This window comes from Pectobacterium peruviense, assembly GCF_003312355.2.
Taxonomy (GTDB): Bacteria; Pseudomonadota; Gammaproteobacteria; order Enterobacterales; family Enterobacteriaceae; genus Pectobacterium; species Pectobacterium peruviense.
Map to the genome: position 1 here is coordinate 2,274,887 of NZ_CP161826.1, position 18,612 is coordinate 2,293,498.

Annotated in this window: 16 protein-coding genes; 12 read left to right on the forward strand and 4 right to left on the reverse strand. The window is 54.9% G+C overall.

Annotated features, from left to right (window positions below; genetic code table 11):
* Window positions 1-84: 84 nt before the first annotated feature.
* From atzF to arsC, 12 genes are all read left to right on the forward strand, one after another.
* The gene (gene atzF, locus DUT67_RS10285; RefSeq protein WP_113628080.1) at window positions 85-1,887 is read left to right on the forward strand and encodes an allophanate hydrolase; all 1,803 of its coding nucleotides are present in this window, start codon (window positions 85-87) and stop codon (window positions 1,885-1,887) included.
* Entirely contained in the window at window positions 1,880-5,494 is a 3,615-nt protein-coding gene (gene uca / locus DUT67_RS10290) for an urea carboxylase (protein ID WP_048260006.1), read from the forward strand. Before atzF ends, uca begins: the two co-directional genes overlap by 8 nt.
* Window positions 5,495-5,567: 73 nt before the next feature.
* Window positions 5,568-6,341: a GntR family transcriptional regulator gene (locus tag DUT67_RS10295; RefSeq protein WP_113632963.1), complete on the forward strand. Its 774-nt coding sequence runs from the start codon at window positions 5,568-5,570 to the stop codon at window positions 6,339-6,341.
* Window positions 6,338-7,606, forward strand: coding sequence for an urea ABC transporter substrate-binding protein (urtA, locus tag DUT67_RS10300; protein WP_113628081.1), 1,269 nt, complete (start codon window positions 6,338-6,340; stop codon window positions 7,604-7,606). Before DUT67_RS10295 ends, urtA begins: the two co-directional genes overlap by 4 nt.
* Before the next feature lie 367 nt (window positions 7,607-7,973).
* A complete protein-coding gene (urtB, locus tag DUT67_RS10305) occupies window positions 7,974-9,563 on the forward strand; it encodes an urea ABC transporter permease subunit UrtB (protein WP_048260009.1) in 1,590 nt (529 codons plus the stop codon).
* 23 nt (window positions 9,564-9,586) lie between these two features.
* Window positions 9,587-10,663, forward strand: a complete 1,077-nt coding sequence (gene urtC, locus DUT67_RS10310) for an urea ABC transporter permease subunit UrtC (RefSeq protein WP_048260566.1) — start codon at window positions 9,587-9,589, stop codon at window positions 10,661-10,663.
* The gene (gene urtD, locus DUT67_RS10315; RefSeq protein ID WP_048260010.1) at window positions 10,656-11,492 is read left to right on the forward strand and encodes an urea ABC transporter ATP-binding protein UrtD; all 837 of its coding nucleotides are present in this window, start codon (window positions 10,656-10,658) and stop codon (window positions 11,490-11,492) included. Before urtC ends, urtD begins: the two co-directional genes overlap by 8 nt.
* 1 nt (window position 11,493) lies before the next feature.
* Window positions 11,494-12,192, forward strand: coding sequence for an urea ABC transporter ATP-binding subunit UrtE (urtE, locus tag DUT67_RS10320; RefSeq protein WP_113628082.1), 699 nt, complete (start codon window positions 11,494-11,496; stop codon window positions 12,190-12,192).
* A 128-nt stretch (window positions 12,193-12,320) separates the two neighbouring features.
* Window positions 12,321-12,770, forward strand: a complete 450-nt coding sequence (locus DUT67_RS10325) for a hypothetical protein (RefSeq protein WP_113628083.1) — start codon at window positions 12,321-12,323, stop codon at window positions 12,768-12,770.
* A 142-nt stretch (window positions 12,771-12,912) separates the two neighbouring features.
* Window positions 12,913-13,233: a metalloregulator ArsR/SmtB family transcription factor gene (locus DUT67_RS10330; RefSeq protein ID WP_113628084.1), complete on the forward strand. Its 321-nt coding sequence runs from the start codon at window positions 12,913-12,915 to the stop codon at window positions 13,231-13,233.
* A gap of 46 nt (window positions 13,234-13,279) precedes the next feature.
* Complete coding sequence (locus tag DUT67_RS10335) at window positions 13,280-14,569, forward strand: arsenic transporter (RefSeq protein ID WP_113628085.1); 1,290 nt, start codon at window positions 13,280-13,282, stop codon at window positions 14,567-14,569.
* A 12-nt stretch (window positions 14,570-14,581) separates the two neighbouring features.
* Window positions 14,582-15,007 carry a glutaredoxin-dependent arsenate reductase gene (arsC, locus tag DUT67_RS10340; RefSeq protein ID WP_048260014.1) on the forward strand — a complete coding sequence of 142 codons (426 nt, stop codon included), beginning with the start codon at window positions 14,582-14,584 and terminating at the stop codon, window positions 15,005-15,007.
* A 35-nt stretch (window positions 15,008-15,042) separates the two neighbouring features.
* Here arsC and DUT67_RS10345 read toward each other — a convergent pair whose 3' ends face one another.
* The 4 genes from DUT67_RS10345 to DUT67_RS10360 all read right to left on the reverse strand — a co-directional run bounded on the left by DUT67_RS10345 (window position 15,043) and on the right by DUT67_RS10360 (window position 18,537).
* Complete coding sequence (locus DUT67_RS10345) at window positions 15,043-15,867, reverse strand: amino acid ABC transporter ATP-binding protein (RefSeq protein ID WP_113628086.1); 825 nt, start codon at window positions 15,865-15,867, stop codon at window positions 15,043-15,045.
* Between the two features lie 23 nt (window positions 15,868-15,890).
* Window positions 15,891-16,835 (reverse strand): amino acid ABC transporter permease, encoded by a 945-nt coding sequence (locus DUT67_RS10350; protein ID WP_048260016.1) that lies wholly within the window; start codon window positions 16,833-16,835, stop codon window positions 15,891-15,893.
* Window positions 16,836-16,913: 78 nt separating this feature from the next.
* A complete protein-coding gene (locus DUT67_RS10355; protein WP_113628087.1) occupies window positions 16,914-17,468 on the reverse strand; it encodes a GNAT family N-acetyltransferase in 555 nt (184 codons plus the stop codon).
* Window positions 17,469-17,553: 85 nt separating this feature from the next.
* Complete coding sequence (locus DUT67_RS10360; RefSeq protein ID WP_113628088.1) at window positions 17,554-18,537, reverse strand: ABC transporter substrate-binding protein; 984 nt, start codon at window positions 18,535-18,537, stop codon at window positions 17,554-17,556.
* Window positions 18,538-18,612: the final 75 nt, after the last annotated feature.

The following is an 18,612-nucleotide window of genomic DNA, read 5'->3' on the forward strand; positions in this document are numbered from 1 at the left end:
ATTCCATATAAATCAATGCGGTGAAAACTGGCATGGTTTTCGCTTTAGTGAATTCAATCTTGTATACCAGATGGGATTCACACTATGCCAAGAATGACGGGACTCACGCTTCAGGAATGGAAACAGCATTACCAACAGCAGGCTGATAGCGTAGGAGAGACGCTAAGTGCGCTGCTCGCCAGCTTCTCGACGGACGATCCAGCGTGGATCGTGCTGGCGACACCCGAGCTGCTTGAGGCACAGATCGCGGCGCTGCTGCCTCTGTATCGTGAAAATCCAGACGCGCTACCGCTGTTCGGCGTTCCCTTTGCTGTCAAAGATAATATTGATGTTGCAGGCTGGCCGACGAGCGCAGCGTGTCCGGCATTCACCTATCTGGCCTACAAGGATGCGACTGCTGTAGCCAAATTAAAAGCGGCAGGCGCGGTGGTTGTCGGTAAAACCAACCTCGATCAATTCGCCACTGGCTTGGTGGGCACGCGCTCACCGTTTGGTGAAGTACCGAATACCTTCAATGCGGACTATATCAGCGGCGGTTCCAGTTCAGGATCGGCCTCGGTGCTGGCGCGGGGGCTGGTCGCATTTTCATTAGGCACCGACACCGCCGGATCGGGGCGTGTTCCCGCGGGGTTTAATAATATCGTCGGCCTGAAGCCGACGAAAGGGTGGCTATCGGCAAGCGGTGTCGTTCCTGCTTGTCGCCTGAATGACACGATCTCCGTATTTGCGTTGACGGTTGAAGATGCGTTTACCGTCGCGGAACTGGCTGGCGGATATGATGCCGCAGATGCTTATTCGCGCAGCCATCCGGGCAGTGCGCCAGCCTTGTTGCCGGAAAAACCGCGCGTTGCTATTCCCAGCGATCCGACCTTTTTTGATGATGCCGTCGCACAGGCTGCATGGCAGCTCGCGCTGGTCGAATTAGAAGCGACGGGTGCGACGCTGCATCCCATCGATTTCAGCGTATTCACGCAGTTAGCAGAGCAGCTTTACCAAGGCCCTTGGGTGGCGGAACGCACGGTAGCGGTGGGCGATATGCTGCGCCAGCCCGAACTGATGGATCCGGTGGTGCACGGTATCGTGGCGAGCGGTGAGCGTTTCAGCGCGGTAGAGGCTTTCAAAGCCGAATACCTGCGTGCCGAACTGGCGCGTCAGATTCAGCAGACGCTGGCCTCGTTCGATGCGTTAGCGGTGCCGACGTCGCCGACGATTCATACGCGTGAGGCGATGAAGCAGGAGCCGGTGCGTAACAATTCCCAGTTGGGAACCTACACCAACTTTACCAATCTGGCCGATCTTTCGGCGCTGGCACTGCCTGCGCCTTTCCGTGCTGACGGTTTGCCTGCGGGTATCACGCTGATTGCACCCGCGTGGCACGACCGTGCATTAGCGAGTTTTGGCCTGCGCTGGCAGGCACAGCTGGCGCTTACGCTGGGCGCGACAGGAAAAGCGCTGCCTGCAGGACCAACCACCTTACCGCCTTCCATCTCACACGTCCGCCTCGCCGTTGTCGGCGCGCACCTGACGGGTATGCCGCTCAACCATCAATTGACCAACCGTGATGCGGTACGGATAGAAGAGACGCACACCGCGGAAAACTATCGTCTTTATGCGCTGGCGAATACGCAACCTGCCAAGCCCGGTTTAGCGAAAAGCACCGATGGCGCGGCGATCATCGTCGAACTATGGGACATCCCGCTGGCGCGTTTTGGTGAGTTTGTCGCAGAGATTCCGGCACCGTTGGGAATCGGTACGTTGATGTTAGCCGACGGGCGACGAGTTAAAGGCTTTATTTGCGAACCGGCTGCGTTAAGCGACGCCACGGATATCACCGCGTTCGGCGGCTGGCGTCATTGGCTCGCCCGTCAGGAGGCGTCCCATGTTTAAGACCGTATTGATTGCTAATCGAGGTGAGATCGCCTGCCGTGCGATGCGCACGCTAAAGCGCTTGGGTATCACCAGCGTGGCTATTTATTCCGACGCGGATAAAAACGCACAGCATGTGAAAGATGCCGATATCGCCGTATCGATTGGCGGGGAAAAGGCCAGCGACAGCTATCTGTGTATCGATAAGGTATTGGCGGCTGCCCAGCAGACGGGAGCAGAAGCGATCTGGCCGGGCTACGGTTTTCTATCCGAAAGCCTGCCGTTTGCTGCCGCGTGTGAAAAGGCGGGTATCGCGTTTGTTGGGCCAACCGCGCAGCAAATTGGCGAATTTGGCCTGAAGCACCGCGCCCGTGAACTGGCTGCGGCTGCCGGTGTGCCGATGACGCCGGGAACGCCGCTGCTGGCCTCGTTGGAGGACGCGCTGGTCGCTGCAGACGAGATCGGCTATCCGGTGATGCTGAAAAGTACCGCCGGTGGCGGGGGAATTGGCCTGACGCGCTGTGCCGATGCTGCCGCGCTGCAAGCCGCGTGGGAAAGCGTGCGTCGGTTGGGCGAGCAGTTTTTCAGCGATGCAGGTGTCTTTCTCGAACGCTGCATCGATCGGGCGCGTCACGTAGAAGTACAGATTTTTGGCGATGGCAAAGGCCGTGTGGTGGCGCTGGGCGAACGTGATTGCTCATTACAGCGGCGCAACCAGAAAGTGGTGGAAGAGACGCCCGCACCGCATTTGCCAGAAACCACACGCGCGGCGTTGCTGGCTTCGGCAGTGAAGCTCGGCGAACTGGTCAGCTACCGCAGCGCGGGAACGGTGGAATTCATCTACGACGCCGAGCGCGACGCGTTCTTTTTCCTCGAAGTGAATACCCGCTTGCAGGTTGAACATCCAGTGACGGAGTGTGTCACCGGGCTGGATTTGGTCGAATGCATGCTGCGCGTTGCGGCGGATGAACCGCTTGACTGGGCGCAGCTCACACAACGACCGCGTGGCGCGGCGATTGAAGTACGACTCTATGCGGAAGATCCGCTGAAAAATTTCCAACCCAGCCCCGGCGTGCTGACTGAAGTGGCGTTTCCCGACGGCGTGCGGGTCGATGGCTGGGTAAGCACTGGCACCGAGGTATCTGCGTATTACGATCCGATGATCGCCAAGCTGATCGTTCACGCAGAAACCCGTGAGCTGGCGCTGGAGAAGATGCAGCAGGCGCTAAATGCTACGCGTTTGCACGGTATTGCCACCAATCTGGATTATCTGCGTCAGATTATCACCACCGACGCGTTCCGTAGCGGAACGGTATGGACGAGGATGCTCGATAGCTTTACGCCGTCGGCGCCAGTGATTGAAGTCATCCAGCCCGGCACCTGGAGCAGCGTGCAGGATTACCCCGGACGCCTCGGCTATTGGGATATCGGTGTGCCGCCGTCCGGCCCGATGGACGATTTCGCGTTCCGTCTGGCGAACCGCATTGTCGGTAATGATGACGCTGCGGCAGGGCTGGAGTTTACGCTGCAAGGGCCGACGTTGCGTTTCCACAGTACGGCGGTGATTGCACTGACGGGAGCTGATTGCCCAGCGACGCTGGATGGAGACGTCGTGCCCTATTGGCAGCCCGTCACGGTAACGGCTGGGCAAACACTGACGCTGGGGCGGGCGCAGTCCGGTTGTCGTACCTATCTGGCGGTACGCAACGGCATTGATGTACCGCAGTATCTCGGCAGCCGCTCGACGTTCGCGCTCGGGGAATTTGGCGGTCACGCCGGACGAACGCTGCGCGTGGCGGATATGCTGGCGATTTCGCAACCCGCATTACCTGCCTGCACTACGCCTGCGCCGGTGAGCGCCCCGCAGGCCGTGGACATCGCGCTGATTCCGCAGTACGGCAACGAATGGCGCATTGGCGTGCTCTACGGCCCGCACGGTGCGCCGGACTTCTTTACCCACGCGGCAATCGACGAATTTTTCGCGGCAGAATGGCAGGTGCATTACAACTCGAACCGACTGGGCGTGCGTCTGGTGGGGCCGAAGCCCAGTTGGACGCGAGAGAACGGCGGTGAGGCCGGTTTGCATCCTTCCAACGTTCACGACTGTGAATACGCCATCGGCGCGGTGAATTTTACTGGTGATTTTCCGGTGATCCTCACGCGCGATGGGCCAAGTCTGGGCGGATTTGTCTGTCCGGTCACCATTGCCAAAGCGGAACTGTGGAAAGTCGGCCAGGTCAAACCGGGTGACCGCATCCGTTTCCATCCTATCAGCGCGGAGGAGGCGCTGGCACTGGAACAGGCGCAGTCTGCTCGTGTTTCCACGTTGGGTACAGCACATGCACCTGCGTTCGACATTCCTTCGTTAGCGACGACAGAACACGGTTCCGCAACGGTGCTGGCTGCCGTGCAAGCCACGGCGACCACGCCAGTTGCCGTCTATCGTCAGGCAGGCGACAACTACGTTCTGATCGAGTACGGCGAGAACGTGCTCGATCTGGCGCTGCGGCTGCGTATTCATCTGCTGATGATTGCGATCCGTGCTTCGGCGACGGCGGGAATAGAAGAGCTATCGCCTGGCGTGCGTTCGCTACAGGTACGTTATGACAGCCGGATTATCCGCCAGCGTGCGCTGCTGGACGTGCTGCTGAATCTGGAAAGCCAGCTCGGCGATGTCAGCCAGATGACAGTGCCGTCGCGTATCGTCCATTTGCCAATGGCGTTTGAAGACAGCGCCACGCTCGGTGCGGTTGAACGCTACCGTGAAACGGTACGCGCTAGTGCGCCCTGGCTGCCGAATAATGTCGATTTCATCCAGCGTATTAATGGTTTATCGAGCCGTGATGACGTGCGTGACATCATTTTCGATGCCAGTTACCTGATTCTGGGGCTGGGCGATGTTTATCTCGGCGCGCCCTGTGCGGTGCCGGTCGATCCGCGTCACCGTCTGCTTAGCTCCAAATACAATCCGGCGCGCACCTTCACTGCCGAAGGCACGGTCGGCATCGGCGGCATGTACATGTGCATTTACGGCATGGATTCACCGGGCGGCTATCAACTGGTGGGGCGCACGCTGCCGATCTGGAACAAGTTCCTCAAAAATGATCAGTTCATCGCGGGTGAACCGTGGCTGCTACGTTTCTTCGATCAGGTGCGGTTTTATCCGGTCAGCGAAGCCGAACTGACGGCGCTGCGTGAGGATTTCCGCGAAGGACGCGCCGCGATCCATATCGAAGAAACCGAATTTGATTTCTCTGAGCACACGCGTTTTCTAACCGAACAGGCCGACGATATCGCCGCGTTTCGCCAGCGTCAGGCCTCTGCATTTGAAACTGAAGTGGCGCTGTGGCAGCAAGAAGAGGACAGCACGCCGCAGGAAGACGTTTTAATCGCTTCTGTAGAAAACGACGAAGATGCCTTTCAGGTCAGTGCAGATATGAACGGCAATATCTGGAAAGTGCTGGTGAAGGTAGGGGATGAGGTTGAGGCCGGACAGCCGTTGATCATCGTTGAAGCGATGAAAATGGAACTAACGATTAGCGCGCCGCAGTCAGGCCGGGTGAAGCGCATCGGCTGTCAGCCGGGGCGTCCGGTCAGTCCCGGTGATGCCCTGCTATGGCTGGAATAAGGACCAGTTGGGATAAAGGGACGAGTCTGCATAAAACGGACGACAGGTAATAAACGGCGAGGCGGAGAAAACCATGCGAACAGGCACACAAAAGAATAACAAAGATCGCCCGGAAGCGTTGGCGGAACGGGTGTATCAGACGCTGAAAAACGACATTTTCGACTTTCGTCTGATGCCGGGCGATCGCTTCAGTGAAAGTGATATTGCCGAGCGGATGTCGGTTAGCCGCACGCCGGTGCGTCAGGCGCTGTTCTGGTTGGAGCGGGAAGGGTATGTCGAAGTCTATTTTCGCAGCGGCTGGCAGGTGCGCCCCTTTGATTTTGAGTATTTCGAAGAACTGTATGACTTCCGCATTGTGCTGGAGCGCGAAGCCATTCGTCGACTGTGCGGGATGCCGCCGGGGCGCTGCGCCGAGTTATTGGCGGATCTGAAACGCTTCTGGATTGAGGAACCGCGTCTGGATGATGGAAAGACCGTGTCCCGCTACGACGAAGGGTTTCACCGTGGGCTGGTTATGGCGGCGGGCAACAGTGAAATGGCTCGGATTCACGGCGAACTGACGGAGAAAATCCGCATTATTCGCCGTCTCGATTTCACCCGTGAGGATCGCATCGACGCGACCTATAAAGAACACGCCCAGATTTTGCTAGCGATATTGCAACAACACACTGAGGAGGCGCAGCGCATTCTAACCGACCACATTGCGGTCAGTAAGGCCGAAGTCAGGAAGATCACCTTACACATGCTACAGCAGGCACGGCCTCAGTCAGTTACTACAGAACCAGCTTCACCAGACGCATCACACGATTCCATTCTCACTCAACACGACTTAAGGGCTAATAAATGAAAAGACGTTCATTGCTAAAAGTTTTTGCGCTGTCTGCGACAGTGGTTGGTATGGGGTTGACCTGGAGCGTGCAGGCGGCGGAAACCATCAAAGTCGGGGTAATGCATTCGCTGTCCGGCACGATGGCGATTTCGGAAACGCCGCTGAAAGATGTGGCACTGATGGCCATTAATGAGATCAATGCTAAAGGCGGCGTGTTGGGTAAAAAACTGGAGCCGGTAGTTGTCGATCCCGCGTCGAACTGGCCGCTGTTTGCTGAAAAGGCGCGTCAGTTGCTAACGCAGGATAAAGCGGCGGTGGTTTTCGGCTGTTGGACATCGGTGTCGCGTAAATCGGTGCTGCCGGTGTTTGAAGAGTTAAACGGGCTGCTGTTCTATCCGGTGCAGTATGAGGGCGAAGAGATGTCGCCGAACGTATTCTATACCGGTGCGGCACCGAATCAGCAGGCGATCCCTGCCGTGGAATATCTGATGAGTGAAGACGGTGGGGCAGCGAAGCGTTTCTTCCTGCTGGGTACCGATTATGTCTATCCGCGTACCACCAACAAGATCCTACGCGCGTTCCTGCATTCAAAAGGCGTGCAGGACAAGGATATTGAGGAAGTCTATACGCCGTTCGGGCACAGCGATTATCAGACCATCGTTTCCAACATCAAGAAATTCTCGACGGGCGGTAAGACGGCGGTAGTTTCTACCATCAACGGCGATTCCAACGTTCCGTTCTATAAAGAGCTGGCGAATCAGGGCATCAAAGCGACCGATGTGCCAGTTGTCGCGTTCTCGGTAGGTGAAGAGGAACTGCGCGGTATCGATACCAAACCGCTAGTCGGCCATTTGGCGGCGTGGAACTACTTTGAATCGGTTGAGAACCCAACCAACACCCAATTCGTCGAAGCCTATAAAGCCTACGCCAAAGCGAAAAACCTGCCGAATTCGGGCACGGTAGTGACTAACGATCCGATGGAAGCCACCTACGTCGGGATTCACATGTGGGCGCAGGCGGTAGAGAAAGCGGGCACCACGGACGTGGATAAAGTACGTGCCGCTATGGCGGGTCAAACCTTTGCCGCACCGGATGGCTTTACGCTGACGATGGACAGCACCAACCACCATCTGCATAAGCCAGTGATGATTGGCGAAATCGAGGAAAATGGTCAGTTCAACGTGGTCTGGCAAACCGATAAACCGGTTCGCGCCCAACCGTGGAGCCCGTACATCGCCGGCAATGATAAGAAGCCCGATCATCCAATAAAATCAGCGCAGTAAATTTGAGTTTCAGGTCTTAACCGTTTTGTTATCCGGCGTAAAAATTATGCATCGGTAAGTATGACCGCCGAGTGAGCGGCATGGATGCCGCGAAAGTCAGTGCCGCGTCGGGAACGCGTCACTGGCGGCTCGATTAGCGGTCATTAACACCGATGGCACCGCGCAGCGGCGTAATTTAGCAGGAAGCCTGGGTTCGCAGGGCGGCGGCGACTGAGCGCCCTGCGTCGGGCGCGCATACGGATATTACATATGAATAGCAGCGTTATAGCGCACGAAATACTCACTGCACCAGCATAAAAGTGTGGTGGTGAGACTGCTGGGTATAGAAGGCAAAATACATGGTGCGAATAGATATTCCCTTTCTTATATGGCGGACATTGCGATGATTAATCGTCAATTATCTACGTTTGTGCTGTCGCTGTGTCTGATGCTTCCTGTGTTAGCACAGGCTGGGCCCGCAGCCGATTTCGCCGCCGCCAGCCGCACGCAGCAGGCAGAGCTACTGCAACAATGGGCCGCTGCGCCGGAGCCTGCGCGCTTGCCGCTGCTACAGGCACTGCGCGCCGAATCGGTGGTACTCGATCAGAATCAACAGCCGTTTATGGATGTGCAAGGCACGTTAACGCCGCTGGAAGGGCATGCTCAACCGACTGGCGCGACTAAAAAACTGTTTATGAATAACCGTCTGCGCGTGCTGATTGCCACCGCGCTGGCTTCACACCAGTTAGTCAGTGATGAGGTCGCAACGCGCCTGAATGCGGTGCGGCAATTGCAAGGTGACAGCAGTGCGGAGCAACTGCCGCTATTGGTACAACGGCTTGAGGTAGAGAAAGACGCACAGGTGCACGATGCGCTGAATATCGCTATTGCTACCCGCCAGTTAAGTGCTGCCGACCCACTGGTGCGTCTTGATGCGGTTAAACGATTAGGACAGACCGGCGATCCGCAAATGCAGGCACTGTTACAGCCGTTGACGCAGGCACCGAATGAATCAGATACCGGTGTGCGTGCGGCAGCGCAGGAGAGTCTGGATCAGATTAAGCAAAGTTTGATCGTCGGCGATCTGTTAGGGCAGGCGTTTACCGGGCTGTCGCTTGGCTCGATTTTGCTGCTGGCGGCGCTGGGGCTGGCGATCACCTATGGATTATTGGGCGTCATCAACATGGCACACGGTGAAATGTTGATGCTGGGCGCGTACGCGACTTGGCTGGTGCAGTCGCTGTGCCAGCAGTTTGCGCCGGCCTGGCTGCCGTATTATCCGCTGTTGGCGTTGCCTGTGGCCTTCTTTATCACGGCGGGTGTTGGCATGACGCTGGAGCGCACGGTGATTCGCCATCTCTATGGTCGTCCGCTGGAAACGCTGCTGGCAACGTGGGGTATCAGCCTGATGCTGATCCAACTGGTGCGGATGCTGTTCGGTACGCAGAATCTGGAAGTCGCGAACCCTGCGTGGCTGTCCGGCGGGCTGCGCCTGTTGCCGAATCTGGTGCTGCCGTATAACCGTATTGCGGTGATCTTGTTTGTCCTCGGCGTGCTGTTACTCACCTGGTTATTACTCAATAAAACACGGCTCGGCATGAATGTGCGGGCGGTGACGCAAAACCGGGCGATGGCGGACTGTTGCGGCGTGCCGACCGGACGCGTCGATATGCTGGCTTTTGGTCTCGGATCTGGCATAGCGGGGCTGGGTGGTGTGGCACTGTCTCAGTTGGGTAACGTCGGGCCGGAACTGGGACAGGGTTACATCATCGATTCCTTCCTCGTCGTTGTGTTGGGCGGCGTCGGACAGCTTGCAGGGACAGTGGTGGCTGCATTTAGCCTCGGCATTCTCAACAAAGTGCTGGAACCGCAGATCGGCGCAGTGCTGGGTAAAATCGTCATTTTGGTACTGATCGTGTTGTTTATTCAGAAACGGCCACAGGGGTTGTTTGCATTCAAAGGACGGGTGATTGACTGATGACGCAACCTATTACGCACTCTATTAAACAGCCGATGACGATAACCCTGACGCAGCGCGCACCGCGACTCATGCTTGGCCTCGGTTCGGGCATGCTGTTGGTCTTGCTGATACTGCCATTTTTCGCGCTGTTGCCCGCAGAGAACCCGCTGGCTATCTCCACCTACACGCTGACGCTGATCGGCAAAATTCTGTGCTATGCCATTGTTGCCGTGGCGTTGGATCTGGTGTGGGGCTACGCGGGGCTGCTATCGCTCGGTCACGGTCTGTTTTTTGCGCTGGGCGGCTATGCCATGGGCATGTATCTGATGCGGCAGGCCGCTGGCGAGGGGATGCCCGCGTTTATGTCATTCCTGTCGTGGACGGAACTACCGTGGTTCTGGGCAGGCACACAGTATTTCGCCTGGGCGCTGTGCCTGATCGTACTGGTGCCGGGCATACTGGCGTTTGTATTCGGCTGGTTCGCGTTCCGTTCCAAAATCAAGGGTGTCTATTTCTCGATCATGACGCAGGCGCTGACCTACGCCGGGATGCTGCTGTTCTTCCGTAACGAAACCGGCTTTGGTGGGAATAACGGATTTACCGGTTTTACTACGCTGCTGGGCTTCCCCATTACGGCCACGGGTACACGTATCGGGCTGTTTGTCGCCACCGTGCTGCTGCTAACCGCCAGCCTGTTAGCGGGGTTTGCGCTGGCGCGCAGTAAATTTGGCCGCGTGTTGACGGCGGTGCGCGATGCGGAAAACCGTCTGATGTTCTGCGGCTATGATCCGAAAGGCTTCAAACTGTTTGTCTGGACGCTTTCCGCCGTGCTGTGTGGGCTGGCGGGGGCGCTGTATGTGCCGCAGGTTGGCATCATCAATCCCAGTGAAATGTCACCGACCAACTCCATCGAAGCCGCTATTTGGGTCGCGCTGGGCGGACGCGGAACGCTAATTGGGCCATTGCTCGGCGCGGGGATCGTCAACGGTGCGAAAAGCTGGTTTACCGTGGCCTTTCCTGAATACTGGCTGTTCTTTTTGGGACTGATGTTTATTCTCGTCACGCTGTTTTTGCCGCGTGGTGTGATTGGATTGCTGACGAGGAAGAAACATGACTGAACCTGTATCTGTACCGTCAGTGCCTGCACTGACGGTTTCTTCACCGACCCAGTTTGCCCAGCTACACCCGTCGGATCGCCATCGGCACCAGACCGATCCGGTGCTGCAACTCGACAAGATTAACGTGAGTTTTGACGGTTTTCAGGCGCTCACCGATCTCTCGTTGCAGATTGGCGTGGGGGAACTGCGCTGCATCATCGGACCAAACGGCGCGGGGAAAACCACGCTGATGGATGTCATCACCGGCAAAACGCGGCCGGATAACGGTAAGGTGTTTTACGATCAATTTACCGATCTGACGACGTTATCACCCGTGGACATTGCACGCGCTGGAATTGGGCGAAAATTCCAAAAGCCGACCGTGTTTGAGGCGCTGACCGTGTTCGAAAACCTCGAAATTGCGCTGAAAACCGACAAGTCGGTGTGGGCAAGCCTGCGTGCCAGGCTGAACGGCGAGCAACGTGACCGGATTGACGACACGCTGGCGCTGCTGCGACTCGGTCACGAACGGCAGCGACCAGCAGGGTTGTTGTCGCATGGACAAAAGCAGTTTCTGGAGATTGGCATGCTGTTGGTTCAGGAACCGCATCTGCTGTTGCTCGATGAACCCGCCGCCGGGATGACGGATGCAGAAACCGCCTACACCGCCGAACTGTTCCGCAGTCTGGCGGGCAAGCACTCGCTGATGGTGGTGGAGCACGATATGGGATTTGTCGAGAGCATTGCCGATCGCGTGACCGTGCTGCATCAGGGGCAGGTGCTGGCGGAAGGATCGCTGCGTGAGGTCCAGGCTAATGAGCAGGTCATTGACGTTTATCTGGGGCGCTAACATGTTAGAAATTGCAGAACTGAATCAATATTACGGCGGCAGCCACATTCTGCGCGGTTTGTCGTTTGAGGTAAATCCCGGCGAGATTACCTGTCTGTTAGGGCGTAACGGCGTGGGGAAGACCACGCTGCTGAAATGTCTGATGGGGCTGATTCCGGCGAAGTCCGGCACGATTCGCTGGCAGGGCGAGGCAATTAATACACGTAAACCCCACCAGCGCGTGCAAGCAGGTATTGCCTATGTACCGCAGGGACGAGAAATTTTCCCCCGTCTGACGGTGGAAGAAAATCTGCTGATGGGGCTGTCGCGTTTTCCGGGCAAACAGGCGCGACAGGTACCGGATGAGATCTACCAGCTTTTTCCCGTATTGGATGAAATGAAACAGCGGCGCGGTGGCGATTTGTCCGGTGGGCAACAGCAACAGCTGGCGATTGGACGTGCGCTGGCCTGTAAACCACAGCTGTTGATTCTGGATGAACCGACAGAAGGCATACAGCCGTCGGTGATTAAAGAGATCGGCGCAGTGATTCGACAACTGGCGCAGCGTGGCGACATGGCGATTTTACTGGTTGAGCAATTTTACGACTTTGCCGCTGAACTGGCTGACAGCTATCTGGTGATGTCTCGCGGGGAAATCATACAGCGCGGGCGAGGCGAAACGATGGAGCAGGACGACGTACGGGGAATGGTCGCGATTTGAGTGCAGTGACCTTGGTTTCATTTCGTTAGTACAAAATTTTCATACTGGTCAGGCAAGCGGTGTAAAATACAACCTTGAGAAAATAGTTCATTGTTTAGCTTCAGTTAAAAAGGGAAGGAGACTTAAGGATGAGTAAACCGCTGAAGATTTTTGCTGCGATCGGCACCATCGTTATTGCTGTTGTGGTTGGTGCGATATGGCCGTATATCAAAATGGATTTTGCCAGCAGTGCGCATTATACCGAACAGGATAAAAGGGAATATGCGTTCTATACCCCCGATATTCTAAAGAAAATGCCGCGTATTACAGATCGTTATGACTTCAGTTTTTCGAACGTAACAGGTCCTGAAGCTAAAGTATGGACGGTGAATTTCTATGGCACTGGCGATACCCGCAATGTTCACACCTATCTGACTTCGGTGGGGTATGAGAAGCAGGATCGTTGCGATGTTGAGGCTGAATGTTGGCGAGCGGTTGGCACTCATGATGTTGTGACGGTGGCGACATTTGATACCGATAAAAGCGTGATGGTTCAGGTTTATAGCAGCCCGTATGGTGAGCCATTGCCACTCAAATAATCATGTCAGGCGCAATGGCTCCATTGTACTTAAGTTTCAGCGTCATTCCTTCTGCTCCTTAACTACATTTTGCATTAGAGGATTCTAATTCCAATATATATGAATTAACATATATGTATATGGAGTGTATTGAGAGCCAAAAATGCTACAACCCGTCCAACTTTTCAAAATCCTTTCCGATGAGACTCGGCTATCCATCATCCTGCTGCTCAGAGATGCGGGAGAATTGTGCGTCTGTGACATCTGCGCTGCCACCACGGAGTCTCAGCCTAAAATTTCCCGCCATATGGCAATATTACGTGAATCAGGTTTAGTTCTTGATCGCCGTGAAGGAAAATGGATTCATTATCGATTGTCTCCACACATGCCTGCTTGGGCCGCAGAAACGATTAGTACCGCATGGCAATGCCTGCGTGATGACGTTCGTCGGTGTCTGGCTAAATCCGCTTCTTCTTCATGCTGAAATAGGAAGAGATATATTCTTTTTTCCATATGTGATGAGGTTTGATATGTTATTGGCAGGAATCATATTTTTACTGACCTTGATCCTGGTGATTTGGCAACCCAGAGGTCTCAGTATCGGATGGAGTGCTAGCATCGGGGCCGTATTCGCGCTGTTCAGCGGGGTCATTCACCTCAATGATATTCCGGTTGTCTGGAATATTGTCTGGAACGCGACGGCGACGTTTATTGCGGTGATTGTCATCAGCCTATTGCTTGATGAATCGGGTTTTTTCGAATGGGCGGCATTGCACGTATCCCGATGGGGAAACGGGCGCGGGCGTCTGTTGTTTACCTGGATTGTTTTACTGGGCGCTGCCGTTTCTGCGTTGTTTGCCAACGACGGCGCCGCGCTGATCCTCACGCCGATTGTGATTGCCATGCTGTTGGCTTTGGGGTTCAGCACTGGTACGACGCTGGCATTCGTTATGGCTGCAGGATTTATTGCTGATACGGCTAGCCTGCCGCTGATTGTTTCTAATCTGGTTAACATTGTGTCTGCCGATTTTTTCAACCTTGGGTTTGCTGAATATGCATCGGTTATGGTTCCCGTCGATATTGCAGCGATTATCGCGACGTTGATTATGTTACACCTGTTTTTTCGGAAGGATATCCCTGCAACCTACGACGTATCTCGGTTAAAAGTACCGGCAAGTGCCATTAAGGATCTGGCAACGTTCAGAGCGGGTTGGATTGTTTTGGTGCTTCTGCTTACCGGATTTTTCGTCCTCGAACCTTTGGGGATTCCCGTCAGTGCTATTGCGGCCGTGGGCGCAACTATTTTGCTTGCAGTGGCAAAAAAAGGTCATGCCATCAATACGGGTAAGGTACTGCGTGGTGCGCCATGGCAGATCGTAATTTTCTCACTCGGTATGTATTTAGTGGTCTATGGTCTGCGCAACGCGGGGTTAACGGAATATCTTTCCAGTATTCTGAATCTGTTTGCGGAGAAAGGACTGTGGACTGCCACACTTGGCACTGGCTTTATGGCCGCGCTGCTTTCCTCAATCATGAACAATATGCCCACAGTGTTGATTGGTGCCTTATCTATCGACGGCAGCACCGCATCTGGTGTTGTTAAAGACGCAATGATTTATGCCAACGTCATTGGTTGTGATTTAGGACCCAAAATTACTCCTATTGGCAGCCTGGCGACACTGCTTTGGTTACATGTGTTATCACAGAAAAACATGACGATCAGTTGGGGATACTATTTCCGTATCGGAATTGTCATGACACTGCCTGTGCTGTTTGTCACGCTGGTTGCGTTGGCACTGCGGCTATCCATCACGTTGTAATGAGATATTGATATGAGCAAAATAACGATTTACCACAACCCTGACTGCGGTACCTCGCGTAATACGCTGGAGATGATCCGTAATAGCGGCGCAGAACCCACGATTATTTACTATCTTGATACGCCGCCTTCGCGTGATGAACTGGTGACGCTCATTGGTGACATGGGAATGACGGTTCGAGCCTTGCTGCGCAAAAACGTAGAACCTTACACACAACTGGGGCTTGCTGAAGAAAGCTTTACTGACGAACAGCTTATTGATTTCATGTTGCAATATCCGATCCTGATAAACCGTCCGATTGTCGTTACTCCGTTGGGAACCCGACTATGTCGTCCATCAGAGCAGGTGCTGGATATTCTCCCCGATCCGCAGCGAGGCGCATTCACCAAAGAAGATGGTGAAAAAGTCACTGATAAATCGGGTCAACGCGTGAAATAGAGCCAGAAGGGAGACATCTGGCTCAATGCGCTTCCTCACAGCACCTTATTCAAAAAGTTGATTGTCCGTGGATGACGGGGATGGTTTAGCACCTGCCAGGAATCGCCGCTTTCGACAATTTTTCCATCCACCATAAACACCACACGATCAGCGACTTCGCGCGCAAAGCCGATTTCATGTGTGACGACGACCAGCGTCACGCCGGAGCGGGCGAGTGATTTGATCACATCCAGCACCTCGCCGACCAGCTCGGGATCGAGCGCGGATGTCGGTTCATCAAATAGCATCACTTTCGGTTTGAGCGCTAGTGCGCGGGCAATCGCGACGCGCTGTTGCTGACCACCGGACAGGTGTCGTGGATAAGACTGTGCTTTATGGCGTAGCCCGACGCTTTCCAGCAGGGTAAAGGCGACATCTTCGGCTTCCTGACGGGAGTACAGTTTATGTGCCAGCGGGGCCTCAATGATATTTTCCAAGACGGAAAGGTGGGGGAACAGATTGAAATTCTGGAACACATAGCCGACGTTGATACGTTGGCGTAACACGTCCTTTTCTTTCAATTCATAGAGCGTATTCCCTTTGCGCCGATAGCCGATGTAGTCGCCGTCGATGCGGATAAAACCGTCGTCCACGCGTTCAAGATGATTAATGGTGCGCAACAGAGTGGATTTTCCCGAACCAGACGGACCTAGGATCACCGTGACGGAGCCGGGTGCTAGCGTCAGATTGATATCATCCAGCGCTTTATGCTGACCAAAATGTTTCGCCACATTGCGGATCTCAATCAGCCCGCGAGCGTTTTCTGCCTGTGGTTGTGCGGTGGTTCGGGCGTGAGCAAAATAATCGATAGCTTCAGACATAGTGAATCTCCAGAATCGGGGGGTTAACGTGCGCGCTTGCGCGTCAGGGCGCGAACAAGTCTCTGGCGCGGCGTTAGCGGCATTTCACGCACCGCACCGCGGGACACATAGCGCTCCACGTAGTATTGGACGATGGATAGCACCGTGGTAATCAGCAGATACCAGATGGTGGCGACCATCAGCAGAGGAATAACCTGCTGCGTACGGTTGTAGATGACCTGAACGGTGTAAAACAGCTCCGGCAGCGCCAGCACATAGACAATCGAGGTGCCTTTAGCGAGGCTGATGATCTCGTTAAAGCCAGTGGGCAGAATCGAACGCAGCGCTTGCGGCAGAATGATGCGCACCGTACGACGACCTCCGGGCAGGCCGAGCGCAGCGGAGGCTTCAAACTGACCCGCATCCACGCCAAGAATACCGCCGCGAATAATTTCCGCCGTATACGCGGACTGCACCAGCGTTAGGCCAAGTACGGCGACGGAAAATTGATCCAGTAGATCAATCGTCGGATAGCGCAGGAAGACGATAGACGTGAACGGAATCCCCAGCGCCAGTTCGTCATAGAGATACGAGAAATTGTAGAGAATGATCAGTACCAGAATTAGCGGCAGCGATCGAAACAGCCAGATATACAGCCACGACAATGTGGATAGCAGATAAGACGGTGAAAGCCGTGCCAGCGCCAGCGCGGTGCCGAAGAAAATGCTGAATAATGTACCCAGCGCGGTCAACAGCAGCGTTTGCCCCAGCCCCGCAAGGATGACCGGATTAAAAAACCACTCGGCAAAGACTGACCATTCCCAGCGCGGGTTCAGCGCGATTGACTGAATAATCCCGGCAAAAATAAACAGAGAAAACAGTGCACCGGCAAAACGAAAAGGATAACGCGCCGGAACAATGTTCAACGGTGGTTCCTGTGCCTGACTCAGTGGTGGTTGCTGAGACGACGTTTGTAGAGATTGCGTCATGATCGATACCATTTGAATGTGATGCTGAAAAATGTCGTTTTGTGGCTAGTGCATAGGGTTATTACCGCTGCGTAAGGGTCAACACACTTTCAAATGGCGGGTGATAAGCTCGACTTCCGTTTGTCGTGCAACCCGTGGTGCCGCCGTTTCGAACAGCGCTTTCTTAAACGGTAAACGCCCGTCGTAAGGTGGAAGACTATAGGTCACGGGATCGACGGTGGTATCGAACTGAGGCGTATAACCGTGGCTCAGGTATAAGCGCACCGCTTCAGGCTGACGGAAGCCGGTGGTCAGGAAAAAATGCTCATAGCCTAATCGGCGCGCGTGTTGTTCCAACTCTTGCATCACTTTTCCCGCGAGTCCCTGACGGCGCAGTGAGTTATCCGTCCATACCCGCTTAATCTCGGCGGTGGTGCTGTCGTAGCGTTTAAACGCCCCCGTGGCGATGGGGATACCTCGACGCAGCAGAGCAATAAAAATGCCGTGTGGCTGCTGGTAGATTCCCTGCGGATCGCTTTCCCGCTCACCGAAAAAATCCCCATAGCGCTGCTCATACTCCGCGAACAGGCCGTCGATAATGGGTGCCACGATAGGATCTTCTGGCTGGGTAACAATGAAGATATCGTCGGACATTTAATGCTCCTGATTCATTAGGGGATACGGGCTATCGGTAGCCATTGCGTTTCGCTTATGGCATCGCGATAGCCATAAGGCGGGATTAATCGCCCAGTCCCGGCGGATTGATTTCTGAACGCTCGATACGCTCAATGCTTTCTCCCCAGCGGTTCAGCACCTTGTCGTATTCGCCGCTTTTAATCACACCGTTCAACGCCGTATTAATCGGCTGTACCAATCCGCTGCCTTTGCGCGTGGTGACCGCGATATGTGCAACGTTGGGGTAACCGCCATTTACCGTGCCGACATGCTTAACCTTTCCAGTCAGCTCTGCTTTGTAGGCGCCGATCACGTTTGGACCGAAATAGGCATCAGAACGACCGGATTGCAGGCTCAGGTTGGCCGCAGCATCGTCCGTGACATAAATGGGCTGAAAGGCGGGTAGGCCGTTAGCGCGATTCTGTTTATCCCACGCCAGCAGCACGGCTTCCTGATTGGTGCCTGAGCCGACAATAATCTTCAATCCAGCAATGTCTTTCGCTTCCTTGATGGACTGAATTTTACTGGTGGATTTCACATAGAAGCCGAGTGAGTCGATACGATAGGTCGCGAAATCGAACTTTTCTTTACGCTCTTTGGTGACGGTAATATTGATAATGGCGGCGTCATATTTACCGGAGGCCACGCCGAGCGGCCAGTCTTCCCACGAAGTGGGAACGATGTTCAGCTCCAGACCAAGGCTGTCTGCCACCAGTCGGGCGATATCCGGTTCACTGCCGACTACGGTTTTGTTGTCGTCAGCGAGAAAGGCCAGCGGCGGTGACGAACCCAACGTAGCAATCGCGACGGTGAATTTTCCCGGCGTGACAAATTTAAAATCAGTCGGAATCTGTGCGATAGCGTCCGGATTCTTCGGCGCATGGATCGGCTGCTGATTGGCTTTCAGGTCGATAGCCGCCTGTGCGCCAGTCGTTACGGACAGCGTGCCGAGCAGCAGCGATCCCGTCAGTAGCCTTGTCAGAAGCGAGGGAAGCACGCGAGGTGTCGCGGCCAAATGTGCGATGGTGTAGGCGATCTGTTTTTGCATTTATCTTTCCCTTGCAGGTTATTATGGTGACATTGTCACTTTTAAGAGCGTGTCACTTTTAATGACATGTCTCTT

Coding starts and splice junctions, on each gene's coding strand:
- DUT67_RS10355 (WP_113628087.1), bottom strand. CDS start 17,468: ATGTCCGACGATATCTTCATTGTTACCCAGCCAGAAGATCCTATCGTG.
- DUT67_RS10325 (WP_113628083.1), top strand. CDS start 12,321: ATGAGTAAACCGCTGAAGATTTTTGCTGCGATCGGCACCATCGTTATT.
- uca (WP_048260006.1), top strand. CDS start 1,880: ATGTTTAAGACCGTATTGATTGCTAATCGAGGTGAGATCGCCTGCCGT.
- urtB (WP_048260009.1), top strand. CDS start 7,974: ATGGCGGACATTGCGATGATTAATCGTCAATTATCTACGTTTGTGCTG.
- DUT67_RS10360 (WP_113628088.1), bottom strand. CDS start 18,537: ATGCAAAAACAGATCGCCTACACCATCGCACATTTGGCCGCGACACCT.
- DUT67_RS10350 (WP_048260016.1), bottom strand. CDS start 16,835: ATGACGCAATCTCTACAAACGTCGTCTCAGCAACCACCACTGAGTCAG.
- urtA (WP_113628081.1), top strand. CDS start 6,338: ATGAAAAGACGTTCATTGCTAAAAGTTTTTGCGCTGTCTGCGACAGTG.
- urtE (WP_113628082.1), top strand. CDS start 11,494: ATGTTAGAAATTGCAGAACTGAATCAATATTACGGCGGCAGCCACATT.
- urtD (WP_048260010.1), top strand. CDS start 10,656: ATGACTGAACCTGTATCTGTACCGTCAGTGCCTGCACTGACGGTTTCT.
- DUT67_RS10330 (WP_113628084.1), top strand. CDS start 12,913: ATGCTACAACCCGTCCAACTTTTCAAAATCCTTTCCGATGAGACTCGG.
- DUT67_RS10295 (WP_113632963.1), top strand. CDS start 5,568: ATGCGAACAGGCACACAAAAGAATAACAAAGATCGCCCGGAAGCGTTG.
- DUT67_RS10335 (WP_113628085.1), top strand. CDS start 13,280: ATGTTATTGGCAGGAATCATATTTTTACTGACCTTGATCCTGGTGATT.
- DUT67_RS10345 (WP_113628086.1), bottom strand. CDS start 15,867: ATGTCTGAAGCTATCGATTATTTTGCTCACGCCCGAACCACCGCACAA.
- atzF (WP_113628080.1), top strand. CDS start 85: ATGCCAAGAATGACGGGACTCACGCTTCAGGAATGGAAACAGCATTAC.
- arsC (WP_048260014.1), top strand. CDS start 14,582: ATGAGCAAAATAACGATTTACCACAACCCTGACTGCGGTACCTCGCGT.